General features: G+C 58.6%; 24 protein-coding genes. 12 read left to right on the forward strand and 12 right to left on the reverse strand.

Features of this window, described 5'->3' with window-relative positions; translation table 11 throughout:
• Nucleotides 1-26: 26 nt before the first annotated feature.
• Nucleotides 27-1,202: an MFS transporter gene (locus ACUTSW_RS04035; protein ID WP_445583745.1), complete on the reverse strand. Its 1,176-nt coding sequence runs from the start codon at nucleotides 1,200-1,202 to the stop codon at nucleotides 27-29.
• Nucleotides 1,202-2,359 (reverse strand): serine hydrolase domain-containing protein, encoded by a 1,158-nt coding sequence (locus ACUTSW_RS04040; protein WP_445583746.1) that lies wholly within the window; start codon nucleotides 2,357-2,359, stop codon nucleotides 1,202-1,204. Before ACUTSW_RS04040 ends, ACUTSW_RS04035 begins: the two co-directional genes overlap by 1 nt.
• Before the next feature lie 121 nt (nucleotides 2,360-2,480).
• Here ACUTSW_RS04040 and ACUTSW_RS04045 point away from each other — a divergent pair, with 121 nt between their 5' ends.
• From ACUTSW_RS04045 to ACUTSW_RS04070, 6 genes are all read left to right on the forward strand, one after another.
• Nucleotides 2,481-3,368: a LysR substrate-binding domain-containing protein gene (locus ACUTSW_RS04045; protein ID WP_445583747.1), complete on the forward strand. Its 888-nt coding sequence runs from the start codon at nucleotides 2,481-2,483 to the stop codon at nucleotides 3,366-3,368.
• Nucleotides 3,369-3,597: 229 nt separating this feature from the next.
• The gene (locus ACUTSW_RS04050) at nucleotides 3,598-4,917 is read left to right on the forward strand and encodes an MmgE/PrpD family protein (RefSeq protein ID WP_445583748.1); all 1,320 of its coding nucleotides are present in this window, start codon (nucleotides 3,598-3,600) and stop codon (nucleotides 4,915-4,917) included.
• 17 nt (nucleotides 4,918-4,934) lie between these two features.
• On the forward strand, nucleotides 4,935-6,272 hold the full coding sequence (locus ACUTSW_RS04055) for an LLM class flavin-dependent oxidoreductase (protein ID WP_445583749.1): 1,338 nt from the start codon (nucleotides 4,935-4,937) through the stop codon (nucleotides 6,270-6,272).
• 16 nt (nucleotides 6,273-6,288) lie between these two features.
• Nucleotides 6,289-7,203 (forward strand): ABC transporter substrate-binding protein, encoded by a 915-nt coding sequence (locus tag ACUTSW_RS04060; RefSeq protein WP_445583750.1) that lies wholly within the window; start codon nucleotides 6,289-6,291, stop codon nucleotides 7,201-7,203.
• Nucleotides 7,200-8,117 (forward strand): amino acid ABC transporter permease, encoded by a 918-nt coding sequence (locus ACUTSW_RS04065; RefSeq protein ID WP_445583751.1) that lies wholly within the window; start codon nucleotides 7,200-7,202, stop codon nucleotides 8,115-8,117. The genes ACUTSW_RS04060 and ACUTSW_RS04065 overlap by 4 nt, the downstream gene beginning before the upstream one ends.
• Entirely contained in the window at nucleotides 8,114-8,875 is a 762-nt protein-coding gene (locus ACUTSW_RS04070) for an amino acid ABC transporter ATP-binding protein (RefSeq protein WP_445583752.1), read from the forward strand. Before ACUTSW_RS04065 ends, ACUTSW_RS04070 begins: the two co-directional genes overlap by 4 nt.
• A gap of 40 nt (nucleotides 8,876-8,915) precedes the next feature.
• Here ACUTSW_RS04070 and ACUTSW_RS04075 read toward each other — a convergent pair whose 3' ends face one another.
• Nucleotides 8,916-9,050 (reverse strand): AcrZ family multidrug efflux pump-associated protein, encoded by a 135-nt coding sequence (locus ACUTSW_RS04075; protein ID WP_006325135.1) that lies wholly within the window; start codon nucleotides 9,048-9,050, stop codon nucleotides 8,916-8,918.
• 275 nt (nucleotides 9,051-9,325) lie between these two features.
• Between ACUTSW_RS04075 and ACUTSW_RS04080 the strand changes: the two genes are divergently transcribed.
• The 3 genes from ACUTSW_RS04080 to ACUTSW_RS04090 all read left to right on the forward strand — a co-directional run bounded on the left by ACUTSW_RS04080 (nucleotide 9,326) and on the right by ACUTSW_RS04090 (nucleotide 10,931).
• Nucleotides 9,326-9,853, forward strand: a complete 528-nt coding sequence (locus ACUTSW_RS04080) for a GNAT family N-acetyltransferase (RefSeq protein WP_445584443.1) — start codon at nucleotides 9,326-9,328, stop codon at nucleotides 9,851-9,853.
• A gap of 136 nt (nucleotides 9,854-9,989) precedes the next feature.
• A complete protein-coding gene (locus ACUTSW_RS04085) occupies nucleotides 9,990-10,202 on the forward strand; it encodes a glycine zipper 2TM domain-containing protein (protein ID WP_004944210.1) in 213 nt (70 codons plus the stop codon).
• A gap of 528 nt (nucleotides 10,203-10,730) precedes the next feature.
• The gene (locus ACUTSW_RS04090) at nucleotides 10,731-10,931 is read left to right on the forward strand and encodes a hypothetical protein (protein WP_445583753.1); all 201 of its coding nucleotides are present in this window, start codon (nucleotides 10,731-10,733) and stop codon (nucleotides 10,929-10,931) included.
• Between the two features lie 103 nt (nucleotides 10,932-11,034).
• On the opposite strand, the gene ACUTSW_RS04095 is transcribed toward ACUTSW_RS04090, so the two are convergent.
• Nucleotides 11,035-12,753, reverse strand: coding sequence for a penicillin-binding transpeptidase domain-containing protein (locus ACUTSW_RS04095; protein WP_445583754.1), 1,719 nt, complete (start codon nucleotides 12,751-12,753; stop codon nucleotides 11,035-11,037).
• Nucleotides 12,754-12,855: 102 nt separating this feature from the next.
• A complete protein-coding gene (mrdA, locus tag ACUTSW_RS04100) occupies nucleotides 12,856-14,781 on the reverse strand; it encodes a penicillin-binding protein 2 (RefSeq protein ID WP_445583755.1) in 1,926 nt (641 codons plus the stop codon).
• A gap of 294 nt (nucleotides 14,782-15,075) precedes the next feature.
• On the opposite strand from mrdA, the gene ACUTSW_RS04105 reads away from it, so the two are divergent.
• Entirely contained in the window at nucleotides 15,076-15,357 is a 282-nt protein-coding gene (locus tag ACUTSW_RS04105) for a YjcB family protein (protein ID WP_004944199.1), read from the forward strand.
• 7 nt (nucleotides 15,358-15,364) lie between these two features.
• Here the strand turns inward: ACUTSW_RS04105 and ACUTSW_RS04110 are convergent, their stop codons facing one another.
• On the reverse strand, nucleotides 15,365-16,231 hold the full coding sequence (locus ACUTSW_RS04110) for a LysR family transcriptional regulator (protein ID WP_062870768.1): 867 nt from the start codon (nucleotides 16,229-16,231) through the stop codon (nucleotides 15,365-15,367).
• Nucleotides 16,232-16,348: 117 nt separating this feature from the next.
• Here ACUTSW_RS04110 and ACUTSW_RS04115 point away from each other — a divergent pair, with 117 nt between their 5' ends.
• Nucleotides 16,349-17,875 carry an MFS transporter gene (locus tag ACUTSW_RS04115; protein ID WP_445583756.1) on the forward strand — a complete coding sequence of 509 codons (1,527 nt, stop codon included), beginning with the start codon at nucleotides 16,349-16,351 and terminating at the stop codon, nucleotides 17,873-17,875.
• A gap of 234 nt (nucleotides 17,876-18,109) precedes the next feature.
• Nucleotides 18,110-18,898 (forward strand): acyl-ACP--UDP-N-acetylglucosamine O-acyltransferase, encoded by a 789-nt coding sequence (gene lpxA / locus ACUTSW_RS04120; RefSeq protein ID WP_445583757.1) that lies wholly within the window; start codon nucleotides 18,110-18,112, stop codon nucleotides 18,896-18,898.
• Nucleotides 18,899-18,910: 12 nt separating this feature from the next.
• On the opposite strand, the gene ACUTSW_RS04125 is transcribed toward lpxA, so the two are convergent.
• Genes ACUTSW_RS04125 through ddpX form a run of 6 tightly spaced genes read right to left on the reverse strand, consistent with a single transcriptional unit; the run spans nucleotide 18,911 to nucleotide 24,982 of the window.
• Nucleotides 18,911-19,858 (reverse strand): oligopeptide/dipeptide ABC transporter ATP-binding protein, encoded by a 948-nt coding sequence (locus ACUTSW_RS04125; protein WP_020453820.1) that lies wholly within the window; start codon nucleotides 19,856-19,858, stop codon nucleotides 18,911-18,913.
• A complete protein-coding gene (locus tag ACUTSW_RS04130) occupies nucleotides 19,848-20,852 on the reverse strand; it encodes an ABC transporter ATP-binding protein (protein WP_445583758.1) in 1,005 nt (334 codons plus the stop codon). Before ACUTSW_RS04130 ends, ACUTSW_RS04125 begins: the two co-directional genes overlap by 11 nt.
• A complete protein-coding gene (gene ddpC / locus ACUTSW_RS04135; protein ID WP_434463028.1) occupies nucleotides 20,852-21,766 on the reverse strand; it encodes a D,D-dipeptide ABC transporter permease in 915 nt (304 codons plus the stop codon). The genes ACUTSW_RS04130 and ddpC overlap by 1 nt, the downstream gene beginning before the upstream one ends.
• Complete coding sequence (locus tag ACUTSW_RS04140) at nucleotides 21,766-22,782, reverse strand: ABC transporter permease (RefSeq protein WP_063198414.1); 1,017 nt, start codon at nucleotides 22,780-22,782, stop codon at nucleotides 21,766-21,768. Before ACUTSW_RS04140 ends, ddpC begins: the two co-directional genes overlap by 1 nt.
• Before the next feature lie 51 nt (nucleotides 22,783-22,833).
• Entirely contained in the window at nucleotides 22,834-24,384 is a 1,551-nt protein-coding gene (locus ACUTSW_RS04145; protein ID WP_062870763.1) for an ABC transporter substrate-binding protein, read from the reverse strand.
• A gap of 34 nt (nucleotides 24,385-24,418) precedes the next feature.
• Nucleotides 24,419-24,982: a D-alanyl-D-alanine dipeptidase gene (gene ddpX, locus ACUTSW_RS04150; RefSeq protein ID WP_434463026.1), complete on the reverse strand. Its 564-nt coding sequence runs from the start codon at nucleotides 24,980-24,982 to the stop codon at nucleotides 24,419-24,421.
• Between the last annotated feature and the right edge of the window lie 11 nt (nucleotides 24,983-24,993).

A 24,993-nucleotide genomic window follows, 5' to 3' on the forward strand; every position in this document is an offset into this window, starting at 1 on the left:
CCCTGCTCACTGCGCAGCAACCATGATCAAGCCATACCTTCACTCACCACAGCCGTTCTCCGTGGGTAAATCCCGATCTTGACCGCAATCGTTATTACCGCCAGCGCAGCGAACAGCCCACCGCAGAGAATACTGCCCTGCAGGCCCAACGCATCGATAAACCACCCGCTGACCACCGAACCGACCGCCACGCCCAAATTGATAAAGGCGATATACAGCCCGGTAGCAAACTCGGGTGCCTGTGGCGCTTCGGATGTCAGCCAGATCTGGGTCACGATCAGGCCGCTGGTGTGCGCTGCGCCCCAGAACAGGCAGAGCGCGATCATCGGCCCCGTCTGCGCGCTGCCGTAGCGATACAGCAGCAGATAGGCGACCGCCAACACTATCGGGTGCAGTAACGTAGTCGCTACCCGGTTCCGGTTCAGCAACTTACCGGCCAACAGGTTACCGGCTACCCCGCCTGCGCCAAAAATCACCAACAGGATACCCACCATCGGCTCGCGAATGGCGGTTTGTCGGCTCAGGTATTCGGTAGCGTAGGCATACACGGAGAACATGGCGGCGAAAATCAGCACGCAGGCGGCAATATTCAACCACAGCGCGCCGCTGCGCAGTATCGCCAGCTGTTTGCCGTAGCTAAGTTTTTGCGTGGCGGCGTCGGGCAGGCGGAAAAATAAGCCGACGCCCGCCAGCAGGTTAACCAACGCACAGAACAGAAAAGAGGCTTCATAGCTGAACTGACCGGCGATCCAGTGGGTCAGCGGGATCCCCAGCACCATGCCCATACTGGTGCCGATAAACGCATAGGCGGTTGCCCGGGTCACCTGCTGTTTGGGATACAACGACGCAGCGGCCACCATCGCCAGCGAAAAATAAATCGGGTGGAACAGCGCCGGCAGGATACGCAAGATCATCAGGGTGCTGAAACTGGCGGCATAAGCCGACAGCACGCTGACCAGCGAGAACACGGCCAGTGAAATCAACAGCATTCGCTTGCGGTTGAAGCGCGAAGCCAGCAGCACCAGCAACGGCCCCAGCAAAGCGATGGTCACGGCAAATAGACCGACCAACCAGCCGGCCTGCGCGGTTGAAACCCCGTAGCGCGCAATGATCAGCGGCAAAATGCCCACCACGCCAAACTCGATGCAGTAAACGCCGAACAGCCCCAGCGCGATGAAAAAAATCGGCGGCAGGATCTTCATTATGGCTCTCCCACCCCGTCATATACCGCCTGGCACAGCTCGCCGACAAACGCCCCCGCCATCCCCTCGAGCGCCGTATTGGTGAAGGCCACCACGCTGAGTTGGCGCGCGGGATCGACAAACCAGGAATGGCCGTAGGTGCCGCCCATACGCCAGGTGCCGATCGATTCCGGCGTCTGCGCCGCCTGCGGATCTTTCAGCACGGTGATCCCCAGACCAAAGCCGCGCCCCGGCCAGAATGGCATCGGCAGACAGCCTATCTGGTTGCTGGTCATCGCCGTTACCCACTCCGTTGGCAGCAGCGGCGCGCCGCCCTGGCGCAAGGTTTCCAACAGCCGCAAGAAATCTTCGGCGGAGCCCACCATGCCTGCGCCGCCGGAGGCATAGGCGTGAGCATCTAACGCCCGCGCCGGGGACAGGTTAAAACCGGCCGTATCCTCGATAAAAGGCAAACGATCGGGTTGTTGCAACGGCCGGGGGTCGGGGGAGTGGTTGGCGTAAGCCACCGTCAACCGCTGCGCATCCGTGGCAGTAAAACCGGTGTCGTGCATCGCCAGCGGCCCGGTCACCAACTGCGCCACCGCCTCCGCTAACGGCAAGCCGCTGGCCTGCTCGATCACGGCACCCAGCACGTCGGTAGCAATCGAATAGCGCCACTCGGTTCCCGGCGCCGCCAACAGCGGGGCCGAAGCGATACGCCGCAGGTTCTCTTGCAGGCTGAGCCGGTCATCATCCATACCGTCGGAGACGCCCGCCTGGGCATAGAACCCCTGTTCCGGCTGGAAAAACCGGTAACTCAACCCGGCGGTGTGGGTCATCAGATGACGCACCGTCATTGGCGGTTCGCGCCCGTCGGCAGTGCGCGGCCGGAAAGCCGGCAACCAGCGCGTCACCGGGTCCTCCAACCCCAAACGCCCTTGCGCCATTAACACCAGCGCGGCCGTGGAAACGATAGGTTTGGAGACCGAGGCCAGCCGGAACAGCGCGTTGGCAGCCATTGGCTTGCCGGCCTCTCGGTCCGCCATGCCCGCCGCACGGCGATAAACCACGTCACCACCCTGCGCCACCAACACCACCGCACCGACCAGCCGTTTGTCCTCCAGCGCCAGATCAATGGCCTTATCAATAGCCTCGGTAGCCAGCTTGTATTCACTCATGGGTCACACTCCAGTAGACAGTCAATTTCTGTAGCTACCGAGAATAGAGTGTGGTGATTAACGGAAAAACAGGCTAGATTTCCCTTCATACCGGACACTAGAATCCGCAATAGAGGTAAACATGGATAATCTGGCAGGCGTTTCGGCTTTTGTTCAGTCAGCAGAAACGCTCAGTTTTGTCGAGGCAGGCCGCGTGCTGGGTGTCTCCGCTTCGGCTATCGGCAAAAGCATCGCCCGGCTGGAGACACGCCTGGCCGTGCGGCTGTTTCACCGCAGCACCCGCAGTATGACGCTAACAGCGGAAGGCGCGCTTTTCTTGCAGCGCTGCCAGCGGATCCTCGGCGAAATGGCGGCGGCGGAACAGGAACTGAGCGATACCCGCAGTGCGCCACGCGGTAAATTACGCGTCAGTTTGCCCCTGGTGGGCAGCCTGCTTAATCCGGTGCTGGCAGAGTTTATCCGCCAATATCCGCAGATTGAGCTGGAGGTGGATTTCTCCGATCGCCGGGTTGAGGTGATTGAGGAAGGCTTTGACGCGGTGATCCGCGTCGGAGAAACCGAAGATTCCCGGCTGATGAGCCGCCAATTGGGCACCTTCCACCTGCAACTGGTGGCGGCACCCGGCTATTTACGCCAGGCGGGTATTCCGCAACAGCCGGCCGATCTGCGCCAACACGCCTGCCTGCTGTATAAATTCCCCACCACCGGAAAAGTCGAAAGCTGGCCGGTGGCGGACTGGGACAAAATCCTCGGCGAGGGTCTGCGTACCAGCGTGGTGTGCAATACCGTCGATACGCTGATTTATCTGGCGGAACAGGGCCAGGGCATCGCCTGCCTGCCCGACTTCGCCGTGAAACAGGCGTTGGCCGGGCAACGGTTGCAGCAGGTTCTCGGCGAGCACAGCCACCATACCGGCAGTTTTAAAATTCTCTGGCCCTCCAGCAAGCACCTGGCTCCCCGACTGCGGGTGTTTATCGATCTGCTGAGCGAACGGTTGTTTCCGGCTTAACGGCGCAACGCAGCTTAAGAACAATTCCGGCTTTGCTTTGCACAAAATCAGCTAAGCCAGCAACGACAGTGCCTGCCGGCGGGCCTCACCGCGCCGGCTTATTTCTTTGATATTCCATTTTGAAATATGAAAGTCCCGTTCGTTCTTTCGGGGCGAGAAAAATCACCACACAATAAAACCTGAATCGCAGGCCGGCTCATAACCGCATAAAAAATCAGGGTTTATACTCTTGCCATCACTCATAACCGCTCAATTTACCCGTCTGGTGCTGGATACCCAGCCTGATGCTCTCGCCCTGTCAGCCGCCCGTCGCGGCCTGATGGACTACTTCGCCTGCGCATTGCCGATCGTCCACGGCGCGCTGAGCGATACCGGGCTGGCGGCGGTGAAATCGGTGTTCCCGCCGATCGGCGCTGAGAACCGTGCCTTGTATTTTGGCTACGTCAGCCACTCGCTGGATTTCGACGATTACCACCCTGCGCTACGCGGTCACCCGACCACGGTGGTGCTCTCTGCCTTGTTGGCGCTGACCGACGATCGCGACGATGCCACTGCGCTGTTGAGCGCCTATGCGATAGGAGTAGAAGCCGCCGGGCGATTGGGGTTGGCGGCCGGAACCCAGCATTATCAATTGGGTTTCCACAGCACCGCGACTCTGGGCACGGTAGCCGCCAGTGCAGCAGCCGCACGCTATTTAGGATTGACCCCGCACCAGACGCAGATTGCACTCGGCCTGGCCGCTACCCAGGCCGCCGGGCTGCGCAGCCAGTTCGGTTCTGCCGCCAAACCGCTGCACGCCGGATTGGCGGCGCGCGCGGCGGTCAATGCCGTGCTGCTGGCGCAGGCGGGCTTTGCCGGCCAGCCGGAAGGCGTGATTGACAGCCTGTTAAGTTCCCACGGTGACGGCCGGCAGCGGCCGGATCTGCTGACTGCAGATTGGGGCGCGCCGTGGCGCATCCTGCAACCGGGCCTGGAGTTTAAACGTTACCCAACCTGCGGCGGTACCCACAGCGCGGCCGAAGCCGCCTTCGCCCTGCGTGAAAACCTGCTCGAACAAGGTATTACCGCCGACGAGATGCCTGCCGCCATCAGCCGCATTCAGGTCAGTTTCCCGCCCGGCGCGGATACCGCTCCCTATATTCGCCGCCCGGTAAACGGCGTCGAAGCGCGTTTCAGCCTGGAATATGTGATCGCCGATGCACTGTACAGCGGTGCCGTGCCGCTGATGCATTACGGTGAAAACCCCGTCGACCCGATGATTGCCGCACTGGCGGCGCGGGTGGAACGGCATGCCGACCTTTCTGCCCCGCCAGATGAGTGGGATCCGGAACTGCGTTTCCACCGCGTGACGCTGACGCTGCACGACGGCCGCCAATTTAGTGACATTGTCACCAGAAAACAAACCGCCGCCCGCCCAACGGACGTCGAAGCCAAGCTGCGCAGCATCCTGCAACTGCTGCCGCAATTGGATGGCGACCGCGTGGTTCACGACTGCGCACTGACGCAGCCCGGCGCGACGGCACGGTTAATTGCATTATTAAATCAATAATAAATAGAGGACTAATTATGAGTGCTTCACCTTCAACACCATCGCGTCAATTACGTCTCGGCCTGTTTGTTCAAGCCTTGGGGCACCATGTCGGCGGCTGGCGCGCAGAAGGCGCCAGCGGATCACCGACCGATATCGACTGGTTCACCTGGATCGCCAAAAAAGCCGAAGAAGGCACCTTTGACATGTTCTTCGTCGGCGACGCGCTGGCTACCAGCGTACACCGTTTGCCTTCGACGATGTCACGCCTGGAGCCGCTGACCTTGCTGGCCGCGTTGGCGGTCAATACTCGCCATATCGGGCTGGCGGCCACCGCCTCCACCACCTTCGACCAACCCTTCCATCTGGCGCGCGCCATGGCGTCCATCGACCATATCAGCCACGGCCGTGCAGCCTGGAACGTGGTGACGTCCTTTTCCAGCGATGCCGCACGCAACTTCAGCCGTGACGATCTGCCTTCGCACGCCGAACGTTACGAAGTGGCGCGCGAGTTCCTCGAAGCCAGCTACAAACTGTGGGACGGCTGGGAAGAAGACGCTATCGTGCGTGACAAACAACAGGGCATCTACGCCATCGACGACAAAATTCACGCGGCCAACCACAAGGGCAAACACTTTTCGGTTCAGGGGCCACTGAATATTTCGCGTTCTCCACAGGGCCGCCCGGTGATTATCGAAGCCGGCTCTTCACCGGCCGGGCAGCAGCTGGCGGCGGAAACCGCCGAGGTAGTGTTTACCGCCGCTGCCACGCTGGAGGAAGGCCAGGCGTTTTACCGCAGCCAGAAAAATTACGTGGCCGAGGCCGGCCGTAACCCGGACCACCTGCTGATCCTGCCGGGCGTGATGCCGATTATCGGCCGCACCAAGGCTGAAGCGCAGGAGACCTGGTATCAGTTGAATCAGTTGGTGGATATCGATAACGGCATCGAGCAGCTTTCCGCCCGCTTCGGCTTCGATCTGAGCGACTACCCGCTCGATGGCCCGGTGCCGGATGTTGGCGCAACCGAAGGCGGCCAAAGCCGGGTGAAACTGCTGACCGATCTGGCCGCGCGGGAAAACCTGACGCTGCGGGAACTGGCTGCGGTAGCGGCAGGCTCGCGCGGACACCGCGTGGTGGTCGGCACCGCCGAAGAGATCGCCGATGACTTCCAGCTGTGGCTGGAACAGCAAGGCGCCGACGGCTTTAACATCATGCCCGCCGTACTGCCAAATCAGCTGGAGCTGTTCGTCGAGCTGGTCGTACCGGAGCTGCGCCGCCGTGGCCTATTCCGCGAGGAATATCACTATTCAACCCTGCGTGAAAACCTGGGCCTGCCGGAACCGGCAATCAACTTCGCCAACGTAAAATCGGCTTAATCTGCAGGGGAATACCATGAAAACTACCGTTAAACGCACTGTGCTGTCCCTGCTGTTGGCTTCTTCCACCTTAGCCCCATTGGCCACAGGCTATGCCGCCGAAGGCGATGTTCCCTTCAAAGCGGCGCTGAAAGCCAGTGCCGATCCGAAACTGCACGACAGCCTGCCTGACGCCGTCAAAAAAGCCGGCTTTATCGTGGCGGGCACTAACCCGAACACGCCGCCGACCACCTTCTACGAGGCGGACAACAAAACGCTGGCCGGGCGTGAAATCGACGTGATGAGCGCCATTGCCGATCGTCTCGGTGTCGCGATCCACTGGAAGGACACCGGCGGTTTCGACAATATCATTCCCGGTTTGAAATCCGGTCGCTACGATGTGGCGCTGGCCAACATCGACGCCAACAAGAAGCGTTTCCAACAGGTGGACTTCGTCGGCTATTACAATGCCTCCAAACTGGCGCTGATCGCCCGTAAAGATGCGGCGCTCGGCCCGTTCACCGAGCTGGCACAACTGTGCGGCCAGACCGTCGGCGCCGGTGCCGGCACTTCGCAGGTCACCCGTTTGCAGCAGGCCAGCGACCAGTGCGTCAGCGCCGGCAAACCGGCGATCACCATTCCGATCTTCCCGGACCGCCCGGCCGGCGTGCAGGCGACGATCAGCGGCCGCGTGCCGATGTTCTTCGGCCCTTATGAAGGCCTGCGCTACCAGGCGAGCCATGTTAAAGCGCTGGCGCTGGCCGGCGACATCAACATCGAAGGCACCACGGTAGCCATCGCGTTGCCAAAAGGTTCCGAATTGGTGAAACCGGTGCAGGCCGCGCTTAACTCGCTGATTGCCGATGGCAGCTACCAGAAAATCCTCGACGGTTGGGATATCGGTTTCGGTGCGGTGAAAACCGCCGGCATCAACGAAGAGATTGCAAAATGAGTGCGCAACACCCTGCCGATGATGCCGAACTGAGCATCGTCGGTCATCGGCATTACGGGCGCTGGTTCAGCGCCCTGATCGTGCTGCTGATCGTCGGCATTATCGCCAACTCGATGCTGCATAACCCGCGCTTCGAATGGGCGGTGGTGGCGGAAAACTTTACCGAGGCGTCAATCATCAACGGCGTGATCATGACGCTGAAGCTGACGGTCATCTCGGTGATCTTCGGTTTCGCCGGCGGCGTGCTGCTGGCGTTGATGCGCCTCTCCGCCAACCCGGTGCTGGTCGCGGTAAGCTGGTTCTATACCTGGTTCTTCCGCGCGGTACCTATGCTGGTGCAACTTTTCCTGTGGTACAACATCGCCGCGCTTTACCCGCGCATCAGCCTGTGGATCCCGTTTCTGGGCGAGGTCGCCAGCGCGCCGACCAACACCATTATCAGCACCTTCAGCGCTGCGGTGATTGCTCTGGTCATGCATCAGTCGGCCTATGCGGCAGAGATTGTGCGTGCAGGCATTCAAAGCGTGGGCAGCGGCCAACTGGAAGCCGCCAAGGCATTGGGCTATCGCCGTGGGCAGATCCTGTGGCGAGTGGTTTTGCCGCAGGCCATGCGCACCATTTTGCCGCCGGCCGGCAATGAGGTGATCGGGCAGCTTAAAACCACCGCCGTGGTGTCGGTTATCGCCCTGCAAGACGTGTTGTATTCGGCGCAGATTATCTACCAACGCACCTACGAGGTGATCCCGCTGTTGCTGGTCGCCACGCTGTGGTACCTGGTGATGACCTCGATTCTGTCGATTGGCCAGCACTATGTTGAGCGCTATTTCGGTCGTGGTACTCGGGCCACGCGCGGCGGCTGGCTATCGCGCAACCGCAAGGCTCCAACCGAACTGAACCAGGGGGCAGAACAATGAGCGCAGCCATTCATATCAACCAGGTACGTAAGTCCTTCTCCGGTACCGAAGTGCTGAAAAACATCAGCCTGCAGATCCCGGCCGGTTCGGTCACGGTGATCCTTGGCCCTTCCGGCTCGGGGAAATCGACCTTGCTGCGCTGCATCAACCACCTTGAAAAGCTCGATGGCGGCACCATCCGCGTGGGTGAACAACTGATCGGTTATCGCCAAAAAGGCAAGCATCTGTATGAACTGAAGGAGTCTGAGGTCGCCGAGCAGCGTAAAAGCATCGGCATGGTGTTCCAGCAGTTCAACCTGTTCCCGCACCGCACGGTGCTGGAAAACGTTACGGAAGCGCCGCTGCTGGTGAAAAAGGAAAAGAAAGCCGTGGTGGTCGAACGGGCGAAGGCCCTGCTGACCCGCGTAGGGCTGGAACATCGCATTAACGCCTGGCCACGCGAGCTTTCCGGTGGCCAACAACAGCGTGTGGCGATCGCCCGCGCGCTGGCGATGAATCCCGAGGTGCTGTTGTTTGATGAGCCGACTTCCGCGCTCGATCCGGAACTGGTTGGCGAAGTGTTGCAGGTGATGAAGGGCCTGACGCACTCCGGCATGACGATGGTCGTGGTCACCCATGAGATCGGTTTTGCCCGCGAAGTGGCCGATCAAATCATCTTTATGGATCAGGGGAACGTGGTCGAAACGGGGACTGCGCAGCAGGTGCTGGATGCGCCTCAGCATGAAAGAACGCGTAACTTCCTGGCGACGGTTCTCTAAATTGCATCAGGGGAGCATTGCGCTCCCCTGATCATGGAATTCAGTCTTTTTTTCTGCCGATAGCGGAGAAAACGTTAAACACTTCACCCAGACCATAAATCGAGCCCAGCAACACGGCTATCATTACCGGCACCAGGATCACCACGGTTGCCAAACTCTCAATCATTTCTAACATCGTTGTCTCCTGGTTTTTTAAGCGGAGAAAGCCGCTCACAAATGAACTTGAATTTCTCCGAGATACCGCACATTTTATTGTTGGTATTTTCAATATGTGACAGATATCACACTTGAAGGCGGCTAATGTAACTTACACAGTTGCATTAAAACAATGACAAAAAATGCTCTAGGCAAGGTGGGATAAAGCACCGAAACATCGGTGGGACGCCAGCTCGAAAAACAGATGTCCAAGGCGCAAGTAATGGCGATAGCGGCCAAATAACGGGAGCAATGATGATAACGCTGAGAATGGCGCGGCCTGCGGATGCACCGGCGATCGCGCGTCTGCACGTGCAGGTCTGGCGCAGCGCCTACCAAGGGCTGGCAACGCAAGCGGCCTATGCCGCGCTGGATGAACCAAAGCGGTTGGTCCACTGGCAAGAAAAACTGCAACAACCAGGCGCAGCGCAAGTACTGCTGGCCGAATCGGCTGGCCAGTTGGTCGGATTCTGTCTGGCCGACGCCCCTTCCCATCCGCAGTTTGGCGAGCATGCCGAGATAAAATCACTTTTCGTCAGCGATGAACATCAACGTCAGGGTATCGGCCGCAGGCTGCTCGGTGCAGCGGCAAGAGAAATGCAAAAGCTCGGCTTTCGCAGCATTGCGCTGGGAGTGGTCGACGGAAATGACAGCGCCATGCGGTTTTATCAGGCATTGGGTGGTACGCCTGCCGGTAACTATACCGATCCCGGTCCGTTGTGGCGTTCCAGCAATGTGATTTACGTCTGGCCGGATATTCGCCATCTGGCGGCCCTTAAATAATATACGGCGACTCAAATTTAAGAATATTTACCTATTCTATTTTCTGCCGGAGGAATACATTCATCTCAACTTCTACCGAACGATTAATTGCCGTATTTTTAGCCAAGTAATCGATCATTTTACCAGGATAATTCTTATGAACATTAAACGTGTTGCCGGCGTGTTGGTTCTCGTAATGGCTACGCTTTCTGTCACTGCATGCGGGCATATGTCTAACCGCAATCGCAACACCGCAATCGGCGCCGGCGTAGGCGCGCTGGGTGGTGCAGTATTGACCGACGGCAGCACCCTGGGCACGCTGGGCGGGGCGGCACTGGGCGGTATTATCGGTCACCAAACCAGCCGTTAACGATAGCTGAATAATAAAAATCTCAGGCCGGAACGTCTGTAATAAAAGACCATTCCTGCCTGAGTGATTTTTATTTTTACGTCTATTTTTTCTTCTTTTTTAAAAATCTCGTCAAACGTCGGATAAACGACAACCGATTATCACTGAAAACGCTGTTGGACTTATCTGCATCGATTCCCCGTTCTAACACCCTGTCAAAGCCACGTCGAAAAATAATGCGCGTTAGCCGCAGAAAAAAACCTTACTTAAAAAGAAAATATTGACCACCCACCAGGTATATAACTAATCAATGAGGCTCTGCCTTAAAATCATTCACGCCATTTATTAATGAATAATTCATAGCAAATCCATAATAAAATTCGCTGTAGACGATGACGCAACAAGCTAATAACCTCGCCAGGTCTCCCCTTCAAAACAAAGAAATGGCATTGCTGAAGGTCATGATGACACTCTCGAACTCGAACCGCCTCAGGGGAATCTTGATGAGGCTTAAGAATACAATTCTATTTTCATTATTAAGGATGAGTTATGAAATTATCAAACGTAATACTTCTCTCGGCAATTATGGCTTCCGCAGTGGGCATGTCTGCCGTCGCCTCCGCCGCGCAACGTCCCGCCGGCGTTTGCACCTTTATTTATTCGCCGGTTCCCTACGTCACCAAAGACGGCAAAAAAATCCAGGCGCCTAATGCCTGTGTGGCAAAATGGTGGGCGGCTCAAGGTAAGTAATAATTTGGCTTGCCGGCAGCTTATTACGCAGCCTGCCGGGTAAACGAAAGGGGGGGCCGGAAACCGGCCCCCCTTTCAGCTTGCTATCGGCAACGCAAAAACATTACCCCTTCACCTGAGAAACCACATTCAGCGGTTGAGCGTCCGGCAGGATATTCATATGCTCCAGCACCTGCGCCATGATCTTGCCGAACACCGGGCCGGCCACCGAACCGCCGAAGTGCTTACCGGCTTTCGGGTTGTTGACCATCACCACCAGCGCCACCTGCGGATCGCTGGCCGGCGCCACGCCTGCGGTGTAGTTGATATAGCCGCCGTCATATTTGCCGTTGGCCCCCATCTTCTCGGCAGTACCGGTTTTAATCGCCAGCCGGTAACCCGGCACCGCGGCGCTGACCCCACTACCGCCCGGCAAGGCGTCGCTTTCCATCATATGCACCACGGTTTTCACCGTCTCTTCCGGCAAGATCCGCTGCCCCATGACCGGCGGCGTCACCCGCGTGATCGACAGCGGCCGATAAACGCCGTAAGCGCCGATGGCGGCATATTCGCGCGCCATTTGCAGCGGCGTAACGCGCAACCCGTAGCCGAAGGAGAAAGTCGCCCGCTCGATATCGGCCCAGCGTTCACGATGCTGCGGTAGATAACCGCTGCTCTCGTTACCGATGCCCAACTCGGTCGGCAGCCCCAGACCAAAGCTCTTGTAGACCGCCGGTAGCACGGTGGCAGGCAGCGCCAATGCGATATGCGACACCGCGATATCACTGGATTTTTGCAGCACGCCGGTAATGGTCAGTTTGGACCAGTGGCCAACGTCCTTGATCAAGTGGCCGTTGACCCGGTACGGCGTAGTATCCAGCACCGTGTCCGGCTTAATCAGCCTATGTTCCAGCCCGACCATCACGACTACCGGTTTCACCGTCGAACCCGGTTCGAAGCTGTCGCTACTGCAAACGTTGCGAATATCTTTTGCCGGCGTATTGGCATAGTTGTTCGGGTTGAACGACGGGTAACTGGCCATGCCAAGCACCTCGCCGGTACTGACTTTCACCAGCACCGCACAGCCGGAATCGGCCTGGTTGGCCACCACGCCATCGCGGATTTGCGCAAACAGTACGTACTGGATAAATTTATCGATGCTCAGCGTAACGTTCGGCGGCGGTACGGGATCGACGCTCTTGATCACGCCAATCACCGCCCCGCTGCCGTCCTTCTGGTACACCCGCATCCCGTTCTTGCCCTGCAACAGGTGGTTGAAGCCCAGCTCAATGCCTTCCAATCCCTGATTGTCCTGCCCGACAATGCCGATCAACCCGGCAGCGTCCTGGCCCATCGGATAAAAGCGGCTGAAGTCTTGCACGGTGCTGACCCCGGTCAGATGCAACTTGTTGATGTAGTTCGCATTATCGTCTTCCACCTTGCGTGCCAGATAGACGAAACGCTTATGGGCGTTGGCCTGAATCAACTTTTGCACGTCCGTCAACGGCATTTTCAGCACGTTGGCCAGGCTCTGCCAGCGTTCGTTGCCGGTATCGGTATGGGTGTCGAGAATATGCTTGGGATCCAGTACGATATCTTTCGAAGACACGCTCACCGCCAGCGCTTCATCATTGCGGTCGGTGATCATACCCCGGTTGGTCGGTAGTACCTGCGTGCGAATTGAGCGCTGATCCGCCTGGTCCGCCAACTGCTGATGCTCCATCAGTTGCAAATAGCCCACCCGGAACGCCAGCAGGAAAAAACACACCAGAATACCGGCGCAAATCCAGCCAAACCTCAGTGAGGAATAATTTTTACCGCTCTTTTTTATTAGTGGCGCCACTGTTAACCCTGCGTTTTTATTCGGATTATGTAATTATTTCAGTCTACCCTGACGGAAATCTTTAGAAGATTGCAGTTTGTAAGAAAGTAAAAACAAACGCGTTTACTGTTGCACATCCTCACTGTCGTTTAACTCCGGTTTAACTTTCTGCCCATCATCAGGGTTCGGCGCGTTGGCCGGGTCAAAAATATGGTCAAGGATTGCCCGTGCGGTTGGCCCCGCCACCACGCCGTCACCGCCGCCGTTTTCCAGAATCAGCGCCATCGCCACCCGCGGATTTTTATAGGGAGCAAACAGCGTGTAGAAAATATGGTCACGCAACCGTACCGGGATCATCTTGGCGTTATAGGTCTGATTTTCTTTCAGACTGAATACCTGCGAAGTACCGGATTTGGCGGCGATCTGATACGGCGCGGTATGGAACAGCTTGTAACCGGTGCCGTTCGGCAAATTGGCCATACCGTACATGCCATTGCGCACAATGCCCCAGTACGGTGATTTGGCATCGCCGATCTGTGCCGTCTGCAGCGGCGGTTGATAGCGGCTCACCCGATTGCCCTGGCGCATGGAATACAACAGATGGGGCGTTTTCACCTTGCCGTTATTGATAAGCGTGGTGAGCGCCTTCACCATCTGAATTGGCGTGGCGACCCAATACCCCTGGCCGATGCCGACCGAGACGGTATCGCCCTGATACCAGGGTTTTTTATGCACCCGCTGCTTCCATTCGCGGCTGGGCAGTACGCCGCGATACTCTTCGTTGAGATCGATCCCGGTCGCCTGGCCGTAACCGAACTGGCTCAGCCAGCTGTGAATGCGATCAATACCCATTTCAAACGCCACCTGATAAAAGAAGGTATCGGCGGACTCCTCTATCGCTTTAGTAACGTTCAGCATACCGTGGCCACTCTTCAGCCAATCGCGGTAACGGCGTTGAGTCCCCGGCAACGTCCAGGTCGGCGCACCAAAGAAGCTGGTGTTGGGGGTTATCACCCCGGCGAACAGCGCAGAGGTGGCCATATAAGGCTTCACGGTGGACGCCGGCGGGTACAGCCCCTGAGTGACGCGGTTAATCAGCGGTAGATCCGGGTTGGTCAATAAGCTTTTATAGGCTTTGTAACTGATACCCTTAACGAACGGGTTGGGATCGTAACTGGGGCTGGACACCATCGCCAGAATGCCGCCATCGCGCGGGTCCTCAACCACCACCGCCGCTCGCTGCCCCTTCAGCACCGACTCGATATACTGCTGTAACGGCAAATCGAGCGTCAGATAGATATTTTTGCCGGCCTGCGGCGGCTGCTCTTTCAGCAGGCGTATCACGCGGCCGTGGTTATCCACCTCCACTTCCTGATAGCCGGTGGTGCCATGCAGTTCCGACTCATAGTAAGCCTCAATACCCTGCTTGCCGATGTTATGGTCGGCGGAGTAATTTTCGCCGATGCCGGCTTTATCGAGGCGTTTCACATCGCCATCGTTGATTTTCGATACATAACCCACCACGTGCGCCAGTTCGGCGCCATACGGATATTCCCGCTGCTGATAGGTGTCGATGGTCACCCCGTCAAAACGGTATTGATTGACCGCAAAACGGGCGACCTCGGTGTCGTTCAGCCCGCTTTTCAGCGTCACCGGTTTATAGCGGCCGTTGTGGTGCATATCGTCGCGGAAGGTGGCGATGTCCTCAGGCGTCAGATCGACAATCGGCGTCAGCGCCTGCAACAGCGCGGCCATATTGGCGATTTTGCTGGGAATAACCTGGATCTGGTACAGCGTAATATTACGCACCAAAGGGATGCCGTTACGATCGAATATCAGCCCGCGGCTAGGGGCAATCGGCAGCATTTTGATGTCGTTCTGATTGGATCGCGTCTGGTAGAACGCATGTTGCTTAATCTGCAGGTGATACAGGTTGACGATCAGTGCGCCGAAGCAGGCGATCACCAACGCCATCGCCACGCAGGCGCGGCGAATAAACAACATTTCCTCAGCGGAATGGTCACGGATTTTTTCTTTTAAGAGGGCCATACGCAGTGCAGTACCTGTCTGACGTCACATTTTCCCCAGATAAATCAGGGCAGTGAAAAGTCGGCAAGCATAGCGTTATTGGTTAACGGCCCCCATTAAAAGGTTGCTAATGAAATGGCATAAATGTTTCAGCATATTGGAATGTTTCCGGGTACCGGCTTTTATGCCGCACAGGGATTGAGCGCCCCTTTATCCCAGTGCTACAATGTGACGCAGATCACACTACTCCATTTTTGCCCGCACTGTTCTCCGGCGCCCTGCCGGCTGCGGCTTTGTCACAAAGGATCACGTTCGATGAGTACCATAGCCACGGGTTTGATTATGATGCGCTGGGAATTGCTGAGCGCCGTAATGATGTTTATGGCCAGCCAGTTAAACGTCGTTTGCCGTAAGACCAGCCGTAACGGCATGGCATTCATGTTCAGCAGCCTCGGGCTGTTCACCACCTGTTGGTTTGTGATGGGCCTGATGGGCATCAGTTTCAGCCAGGAAGGATTCCTGCATTTTTGGTCAGTGACCAAAGACGTATTCTTCGACGTAATGAGCAAAACCCCGACCGACTGGCCAATGCCCTGAGCCGCACTTAATCTCCCCCTGCGGCAGGCAACGGCGCCGACATCTCCAGCAGTATTTTGCCGAATGCCTGCGCAGCCGCGCCAGGTTCCGCGCCATTGACGATCAGGGTGAAATCGACGTCGGGCAATTCAGGTAGCCCATACTGACCATCAACCGTTTTCATTCCCGGCGCCAGATCGCCGCTTGCCATGACGGCAATGCCCAACCCCGCCAGCACGGCCGCCCGTAGCCCTTGTTGGCTTTGTGAGGTGAAGGCGGTGTGCCATTGGATAGCCTTGCTTTCCAATGCGGCGATCCCGGCCTCGCGACTGACCGACGGCGCGGGCAACAACGCCAGCGGCAACGACGAGCCCGCCAGGCTGAATGTCTCAGCCGCTACCCACACCAGCTGCGTCCGCCGCAATAACCTGCCCTCAATACGGTTAGCCAGCGACATCACGACGGCCAAATCCAGTTCGTTGCCCTTCACCATCCCACAAAGATCCAGCCCGATACTGACATTGACCTCCAACCTGACCGCAGGAAAAGCCCGGGCGAACTGGGATAACAGCGGCGGCAATCGTTCCCCCAGAAAACTCTCCGTCAGGCCAAAGCGTACTGACCCCGACACGGGTGAGGATTCAAAGCGCCGCTGCATGGCGTCGAGCGCCTGCAAAACGTGCACGGCGTGGCGCAGCATATCTTCACCGTCTTCGGTTAGCGTCAGGCGCCGCGTAGTGCGGTGCAACAACTGCCGGCCAATCTGCTCCTCGAGCCGACGGATCTGGTGACTGATCGCAGATTGGGTCAGATTCAGTTGCTGCGCCGCGCGCGTGAAGCCGCCGGTTTCGGTAACCGTAACGAAGGTGCGCAGCAGCGTCGGGTCAATGTTCATAGCGTGATTTCATGATGAAAGTTAATTAATCACGATAAATTAAATCATTTCTATCATGCAACGCATTTATCCAGAATGGCTGCTCGTTTCCATCACCCTCTTTTGTGGAAAAAACCCATGACGCTCTCTCACGCCAGTAAAAACCGACTGGCATTAACGGCAATATGCCTCTCCGCGCTGATGTTCGGCCTGGAAATCTCCAGCGTACCGGTCATACTGCCGACGCTGGAACGGGTATTACACAGTGATTTCAGCGATATGCAGTGGATTATGAATGCCTACACCCTGGCCTGCACCGCCGTGATGATGGCCACCGGAACGCTGTCTGACCGTTTTGGCCGCAGGCGAGTTTTCATCATCGCCATTGCCGCTTTTGGCCTCACCTCCTTACTTTGCGGCCTGGCCAACGGCTCGACGCTGCTGATCCTGGGCCGCTTTATGCAAGGCATGGCGGGCGGCGCCATGTTGATTTGCCAGGTGGCAGCATTGTCGCATCAGTTTCAGAGCGGCAAACAGCGTGGCCAGGCCTTCGGCATTTGGGGCGTCGTTTTTGGCATTGGCTTAGGGTTTGGGCCGGCGATCGGTGGCGTTATCGTGGCACTCGCCAACTGGCAGTGGGTATTTTTGATTCATGCGGTCATCGCCGTTCTGACACTGTTACTGGTGATTTTCAGCGTGCAAGAATCCCGCGATCCGCAGGCGGCAAAATTGGATACTCTGGGGATCGTCACATTGTCGCTGTCGGTTTTTGGGTTGGTGTATTTTATCACTCAGGGATCCGTGTTCGGTTTCACCAGCGTTCGCGCCGGGGGGATCCTTCTGGCTGCGGCCCTCAGCCTGCTGCTGTTTATCGGGGTTGAGAGACGCAGCCCCTACCCGATGATGGAGTTTTCCGTGTTCATGAATCGGCAATTTTCCGGGGCGCTGATGGGTTCCATCGGCATGAATTTCAGCTTCTGGCCCTTTATGATCTACCTGCCGCTCTATTTTCAAATTGGGCTGGGTTATGACAGCCTGACCACAGGTTTGTCGCTGCTCGCCTATACGTTGCCCACGCTTGTCTTCCCCCCGGTGGGCGAGCGATTGGCTTTGCGTTACCGTGCTGGAGCCGTGATCCCCGCTGGGTTATTCACGCTTGGGCTGGGTTTCCTGCTGATGAAATCAGGCAGCGGTGGCGAACATGCCGGCGGATTGGCTATGCTGCCGGGGTTACTTATCGCCGGTATCGGCCTGGGCATCACCAATACCCCGGTGACCAACACCACCACAGGTTCGGTGTCGAATGCCCGCGCAGGCATGGCCTCCGGGATAGACATGAGCGCCAGAATGATCGCGTTGGCTGTCAATATTGCGGCCATGGGGTTTATCTTGCTGGCGGGCGTTGATGCTTATCTGCAACAAACGCTGCCCGAATCATTCGGCACCTTGCCGCTGCATTCGGTGGCGGAGCAGATAGTGGCGGGTAATCTCACCGCGTTGAAATCGCTCCCCGAATGGGATGCCTTGGCGCCCCTGGTTCATGCTGCCTTGACGCAAAGTTTTGGCCTGGTGATGCTGTACGGTGGCCTCGGTGCCTGGGCGTTGGCTGCAGCCAGCCTGATGATTTTCGCCCCCTGGAAAACGGCAACCGTACTCCCCCGGTAATAACATCTCGTTATTACTGAATGGTTCATAAAATAAATAAAATATAATCGGGTGGTCTGAGACCGGCAGGGGCTTATGCTGGCCTCAGACAACTTTGTTGCACCTGGCCCAGAGGCAAGCCCTCATGCCCGCACTTTCTTGTTTTTCCCCTGATTAATCCAGAATCCGGCTTAATAGTTAACCGATGTCTGGCCTGGCTGAAGGATACGCCACGCGCCGCCATCAGGAAGCAGCATGATTTCTCCTTCTGCCCGTATTGCCGCCAGCAGCGTGATTGAGCCTGGCGTGATTATCGGTGCGCGCGTGCGCATCGGTCCTTTTTGCTTTATCACCGCCGGCGTTGAGATTGGCGAAGGCACCTCTATCGCCTCCCACGTAGTGATTAACGGCCTGACGCGCATCGGCTGCGACAACGTCATCGACCAGTTTTCTTCGATCGGCGAAGCCGGCCAGGACCTGAAATACGCCGGTGAACCGACCACGCTCACCCTCGGCAATCGCAACCGCATCGGCAAATACGCCACCCTGCATCGCGGCACCGTTCAAGGCTGCCGCCACACCGCGATCGGCGATGACAATCATCTGCTGGATAACGTGCATATTGCCCACGACTGCATCATTGGCAACGCCACGCATATCGGCATTAACAGCGGACTGGCCGGGCATGTGGAATTGGGCGACGGCGGTTGGGTCGGCGCGCGTTGTGCGGTGCATCAGTTTTGCATTATCGGTGCCCATGCACGATTGGCCGACGGCACGCTCGCGGTGCAGGATCTGCCGCCGTTCGTCCAGGCCGGCGGCAACCGCGCCAAACCGGACGGCCTGCATCTGCTGGCGCCGGCCTTTCTGGCCGCCGACGAGCAACAGCAGCGGGTTATTCATTCGCTTTACGCCATGTTGTATCACCAGGCGATGGCGCTGGAAGACGTGCGGCAAGAAGCCGCCCGCCTCAGCGTGGAATACCCGTTACTGCGGCTGTTCACGGATTTTTTTACCCGCTCTACGCGGGGCATCATTCGCTGAACGCTGTGGCCGTCACGCCACTTTATGACAGCGCACCGCCGTGCCCCCCAGATTCACCCGCAGCGTTTGCGGCATCTGGCAGCCTTCCCCGGCGTAGGGACAACGCTCGCGGAAAAAACACCCCAGCGGCAACTGGCGATTGCCCGGCAACTCCCCTTTGCGATCTTCAATCGTGCTGTCGCTCAGCGCACGTCCGGCACGCGGCACCGAATCCAGCAGTAGCCGGGTATAAGGATGCTGCGGCTGACGCAAGACCTGCGCAGTGGGCCCCAGCTCAACGATTTGCCCCAAATACATCACCGCCACCCGATCGCTCATGTGCTGAACCACCGAAACGTTATGCGAGATCAGCACATAGGTCAGATTGCGCTGGCGTTGCAGCTCCACCAACAGGTTGAGGATCTGCGCCTGCACCGAAATATCCAGCGCCGACGTTGGCTCGTCCAGCACGATGATATCCGGTTGCGAGGACAGCGCACGGGCAATCGAGATGCGTTGGCGCTGACCACCGGAAAACTCATGCGGCAGCCGGTCGATAGACTCCGGCCGCAACCCAACCTGTTGCACCAGTTCTGCCGCCAGCGCCCGCCGCTCTGCCACGCCGTTATGCTGCTGCACGTAGACCGGTTCGGTGATAATGCGCCATACCGGCAGGCGCGGGTCGAGCGACGACTGCGGATCCTGAAACACCATCTGCATGCCGCTGCCAAACCAGGAGCCACCGGAACGGGCGCGCAGCAGCTCGCCGCTGCTGGGCTTCAACAATCCCATCAGCAGTTGCGCCAAGGTGCTTTTGCCACAGCCGGATTCGCCGACGATCCCCAGGGTCTCGCCGCGCATGATGTTGAGATCCAGCCCGTTGAGCGCATGGACATATTCTCTCGGCTTACCGCGCCAGTTATAGCTGGCGGGAAAGCGCAGCCGCACGTCGCGCAGTTCCAATAGCGCTTCAACGTTCATTTTGCACCTCCAGATCGATAGACTGCGGATGCCAACAGGCCACCCGTTGCGTCGGGTCAGCGGCTAATGGCGTCAACCGCGGCGTTTTCCGGCATTGGCCGCTGGCGTAGCTGCAGCGGTTGCTGAATGCGCAACCCGGCGGCAATGCGCTCAAATTGGGCACCGTACCGGGAATCGCCCGCAGCAGGCTGCGCGGCTCTGCGCGTTCCGGTGCCGCCAGCAACAACCCGATAGAATACGGGTGGCGCGGGTGGTCAATCACCCGCGCCGTGGCCCCGCTTTCGATCACGTGCCCGGCGTACATCACGTACACCCGGTCACAGAGCTGCGACACCACCGCCATATCGTGAGTAATAAACAGCACCGCCGTGCCGCTGGCGCGAGCCTTCTGTTGCAGCAGGCGCAGCACCTGCCGCTGCACCGTAACATCCAGCGCCGTGGTCGGTTCGTCGGCGATAATCAGCTCCGGTTCGCAAGAAAACGCCATGGCGATCAGCACCCGTTGGCGCATGCCGCCCGACAGCTCGAACGGATAGCGCTCCATCACCCGTTCCGCATCGGCAATTTGCATTTCACGCAGCAACTGGACCGCCTTGTCACGCGCCTGCCGTGCCGACAGCCTCTGGTGCAGGCGGATCACCTCGCACATCTGGCGGCCGATTTTCCGCGTCGGGTTCAGCGCACTCATCGGCTCCTGAAAAATCATCGACACCCGGGCACCGCGCAGTTGGCGCATTTGCCGCTCGCTGGCGCTGAGCACGTCGGTGCCCAATACCTCCAGCTTGCCGCCGGTCACGTTGTAACCGTCCTCGGCCAGCAGGCGCAGGGTCATCATTGCCGTCACCGATTTACCGGAACCGGATTCCCCCACCACGCCGACGATTTCGCCGGCCTTGACCTGCAACGAGACGCGGTTGAGCGCCTTGACGCTGCCGCCGTAAACCGGGAATTCCAGTTGCAGCTCATCAATCGATAAAACCGTAGTGTCACTCATCAACGCCCCCGGGTTTTAGGATCCAGCAAGTCGCGCAGACCGTCGCCGAACAGGTTGAAACCGGTGGCGGTGATCAGGATCGCCGTACCGGGAAAGGCCGAATACCACCACTGGTCGAGCACATAGTTACGGCCGTTGGCCACCATGGCACCCCATTCGGCGGTCGGTTGTTGGGCGCCAAGGCCGATAAAGCCCAGCGTGGCGGCCATCAGGATGGCGGTACCAATATCCAGCGACGCCTGTACCACCAACGGCGGCATGACGTTGCGCAGGACATGCCAGCCAATCAAATGCCAGCGCGAAGCGCCAAAGGTGCGCGCCGCCTGCATATAAGCCTGATGCCGCAGCGTCAGCGTCTGCCCGCGCGCCAGCCGCACGTAAAACGGAATGCGCACCACCGCAATCGCCAGCATGGCGTTGAACAGGCTTGGCCCGAGCGCGGCCGCCAGCGCCATGGTCAGCACCAGCGAAGGCACCGACAGCATGATGTCCATGCAGCGCATGATCAACGCATCCACCGTGCCGCCCATCACGCCGGAGAAACAGCCGAGCAGAGAGCCAATTCCGCCCGCCAGCACCACCACCGCCAGCCCGGCGGCTACCGACTGCCGGCTGCCGACCAGCACCCGACTGAACAGGTCGCGGCCTACTTCGTCGGTGCCGAACCAGTGTTCGGCCGAAGGCGGCAGCAGCCGCGCGGTCAGGTCGATGGCGTCCGGATTGTGCGGCGCAAGCCAGGGTGAAAACAGCATCAAAAACAGCACGCAGAACATGATGGCGCCACCCAACAGCGTCAGCGGGCTGCGCCGCACCCGATACCAGGCGCGCCGCGCGCCGACAAAGCGCAGCGCAGGTTCCGCCGCCGGCGGTGGCTCGATTTGAGACGACGGTTGTTCAAAGTGAGACATAGTCATTAGCCCTCGCGCCCCATTCGCGGGTCGATCCACAGATAAAGCAGATCGACGATCAAATTAACCATCACATAGGCAAAAGACACCACCACGGCAAAGCCCATCACCGCAGGGAAATCCAGCGCCTGAATGGAATCCACCACGTAAGCGCCCATGCCTGGCCAGGCGAACACCGTTTCGGTCAGCACCGCGCCGTACAGCAAATCCCCCAACGCCAGCCCCAGCACCGTCACCGAGGGGATCAGCGCGTTCGGCAGCGCGTGGCCGAGTACCACTCGCCAGTGCGAAAGGCCGTTGGCGCGTGCAGTGCGGATATAGTCTTCACCCAGTTGTTCAAGCATCGCCGAGCGGATTTGCCGCGCCACCACCCCGAGGTGTACGAACGCCAGGGTCAGTGCCGGCAGGATCAGGTGCTGCAGGCTGTTCCAAAACGCTTCGCCGTTGCCGGTCAGCAGCGAATCCAGCAGGTAGAACCCGGTAATATGGGTGGGCGGATCCAGCCAGTCGTCCAGCCTGCCGCCGCCGGGCAAGACGTTCAGTTGGCCGTAAAACAAAATGATCACCCCCAGCCCCAGCCAGAATGCCGGCGTGGAGATGCCGGTCACCGACAGCAGGCGCACCAGATGATCGGGCCATTTATTGCGGTAAACCGCCGACAGCACGCCGAGCGGCACCCCCAGCGCGATCGCCAGCAGCAAGGCGCAAAACGCCAGCTCCAGCGTCGCCGGGAAGAAGGCGCGCAGGTCGTCCAGTACCGGCCGTCCGGTGCGGATAGACGTGCCCAGATCGCCGTGCAGCAGATCCAGCACGTAGCGGCCAAACTGCACGTATAACGGCTGGTCCAGCCCCAGTTGCTGGCGAATATGCTGGACGATTTCCTCGCTGGCGCGATCGCCGGCCAGCAGCCGCGCCGGATCGCCGGGGATCAGGTGCGAGATGGTAAAGGTGATGACGCACACCCCGAACATCACCAGCACCAGCCCCCAGCAGCGCTGGCGGATAAGGCTCCAAACGTTCATAGTCGTTTCCCGTGGCGCAAGGGGGCAGCCAAAAAGCTGCCCGAAAGAGAATTACTTGCTCATCTGCCCAACGTTGAACACCTGTTCCAGCATCGGGTTATACACAAAGCCCTTCACCTCTTTGTTCATCGCCACCTGATAGTTTTTCTGGAACAGATAGACGTAGGCCGCCTGGTCGATGACGATTTTCTGCGCCGCCTGATAATCGGCGGTGCGCACTTGCTGATCGGACACCGAAACCGCTTTTTTCAACAGCGCATCCACCTGCGGATCGCTGTAGAACGAGCGGTTGCCCGGCAGCCCTTTTTTGTCAGATTCGAACCAGTAGTTCATGAACATGTAGGGGTCGGCGAAGTCCGGGCTCCAGTTGCCAATGGCGATGTCGTAATTGCCCTGGCCGATGCGATCGCGCATGGTGGCGTTAGCCAGCTTCTCCAGTTTGACGTTAATGCCTACCGTCGCCAGGCTGGCCTGCACCGAGAGCGCTATCGCCTCCCAGTTCGGATCGCTGACCGAGTACAGGAAGTTCAGCGATGCCGGCTTGTCTTTCACCGCCGTCAGCGCGGCCTTGGCCTTGTCCGCATCCAGGCTGTACTGCTGTGCGGCAGCGTCGTAGCCCCACATGCCTTCCGGGATCGGCCCGCGCATCTGTTTGCCGTTGCCGCCGAGAATGCCCTTCACCATGCCCTGATAATCCACCGCATAAGAGATGGCGCGGCGCAAATCCACCTGATTCAGCGGCGCTTTGCCGTTGTTCAGGTACAGATAAGTCACACGCAACGAAGGAAACTCATTGACCGCCACCTTGTTTTCGCTTTTCAGCGCCGTGAGCTGGTCGATGGGCAGAGATTCGGCGATGTCCAGATCACCGCGCGTCAATTGCAGGCGGCGGGTGGCGCTTTCAGCGATGATTTTCACCGTTACGCGTTTGAACGCCGGTTTGGCGCCGCCGTAATGCGGATTTGGTACCAGCACCAACTGCTGGCCCTTCTGCCAGCGATCCAGCTTGTAAGGGCCGGAACCTGCGCTGTGATTCGCCAGCCAGGCTTTGCCTTCGTCGGCCGGGTTGGCCTTGGCGATCGCCGGGTTGACGATGCCGGCGCCGTCATTGGCCAGCGTGTAGAGGAACGGGGCAAACGGCGTTTTCAGCGTGAAACGCACCGTCAGCGGATCCACCACCGTCACCTGCAGATCTTTCGGGAAAGCTTCTGACGGCCCCTGGCCAATCTTCATCAGCCGTTCAAACGACCATTTCACCGCCTCGGCATTAACCTCGCTGCCGTCGTCGAACTTGTTGCCCGGCTTGAGCTTAAAGGTCCAGACCAATTGATCGTCCGAAGCGGCCCAGCTTTCCGCCAGTTCGCCTTCAACCTGGGTGGAGCCTTTGCCGCCTTCGGTTTTGTATTGCACCAACCGCTGGTAGGCAGGGTAAGTTACCGTCCAATCGTTGTTATCGATGGTCACGGCCGGATCCAGCGTCTGCGGGTCGGCCGCTTTGCCGATCACCAGCATATCCTTGGGTACCGCCGCCTGCGCCGGAGCCAAACCGGCCAGACCCACAGCGACTGCCACCGCCAGCGCGGCGTATTTAACTTTGCTCATAAACTGACTCCTGGTGTGTTGAAGGTGCGTCGTTTTAATCGTAAGAAAAACAGCCGAAGCGATCGGCCAACAGCGGATAGTCACCGGCGTTGGGCAGCTCAAAATGCCACCACTCGCTGGCGATGCCGCAAAACCCCCCGGCGGCCATCACCGCATTCAGCAATAGCCGATTGCGCTGCACCTCTGGAGGGAAATCGGGGTAAAACGGATGGGAACGCTCACTCATCTCATCAAAGCCGGTGCCCATATCCAACGCCGCGCCCGCCGCATCCAGCAGCGTCACGTCGATAGCCACGCCGCGGCTGTGGTGCGAGCCGGTTTGCGTGCTGGTGACATATTGCGGATCCGGACACGCCAGCCACAGCAACGCCTGCGCCTGTTGCGGCCGATAGGCGTCAAACACCTTTAGCGATAAACCGGCAAGCCGCGCCGCCAACAGGCTGCGTGTCAGACCGCGTACCGCGTCGGGATGCAACAGGCAGCGGCTTTCGCGGTAGATCGGCCGGCCGGTGAGGTTATCGGCGCCGGCGTATTTCAACTCGATCGGCAGATCGGGAAACGCCTCGGCCAGATCCATTAACGTTACATTGTCACTCATTACCTGTTCCC

The organism is Serratia sp. TSA_198.1 (genome assembly GCF_052686505.1).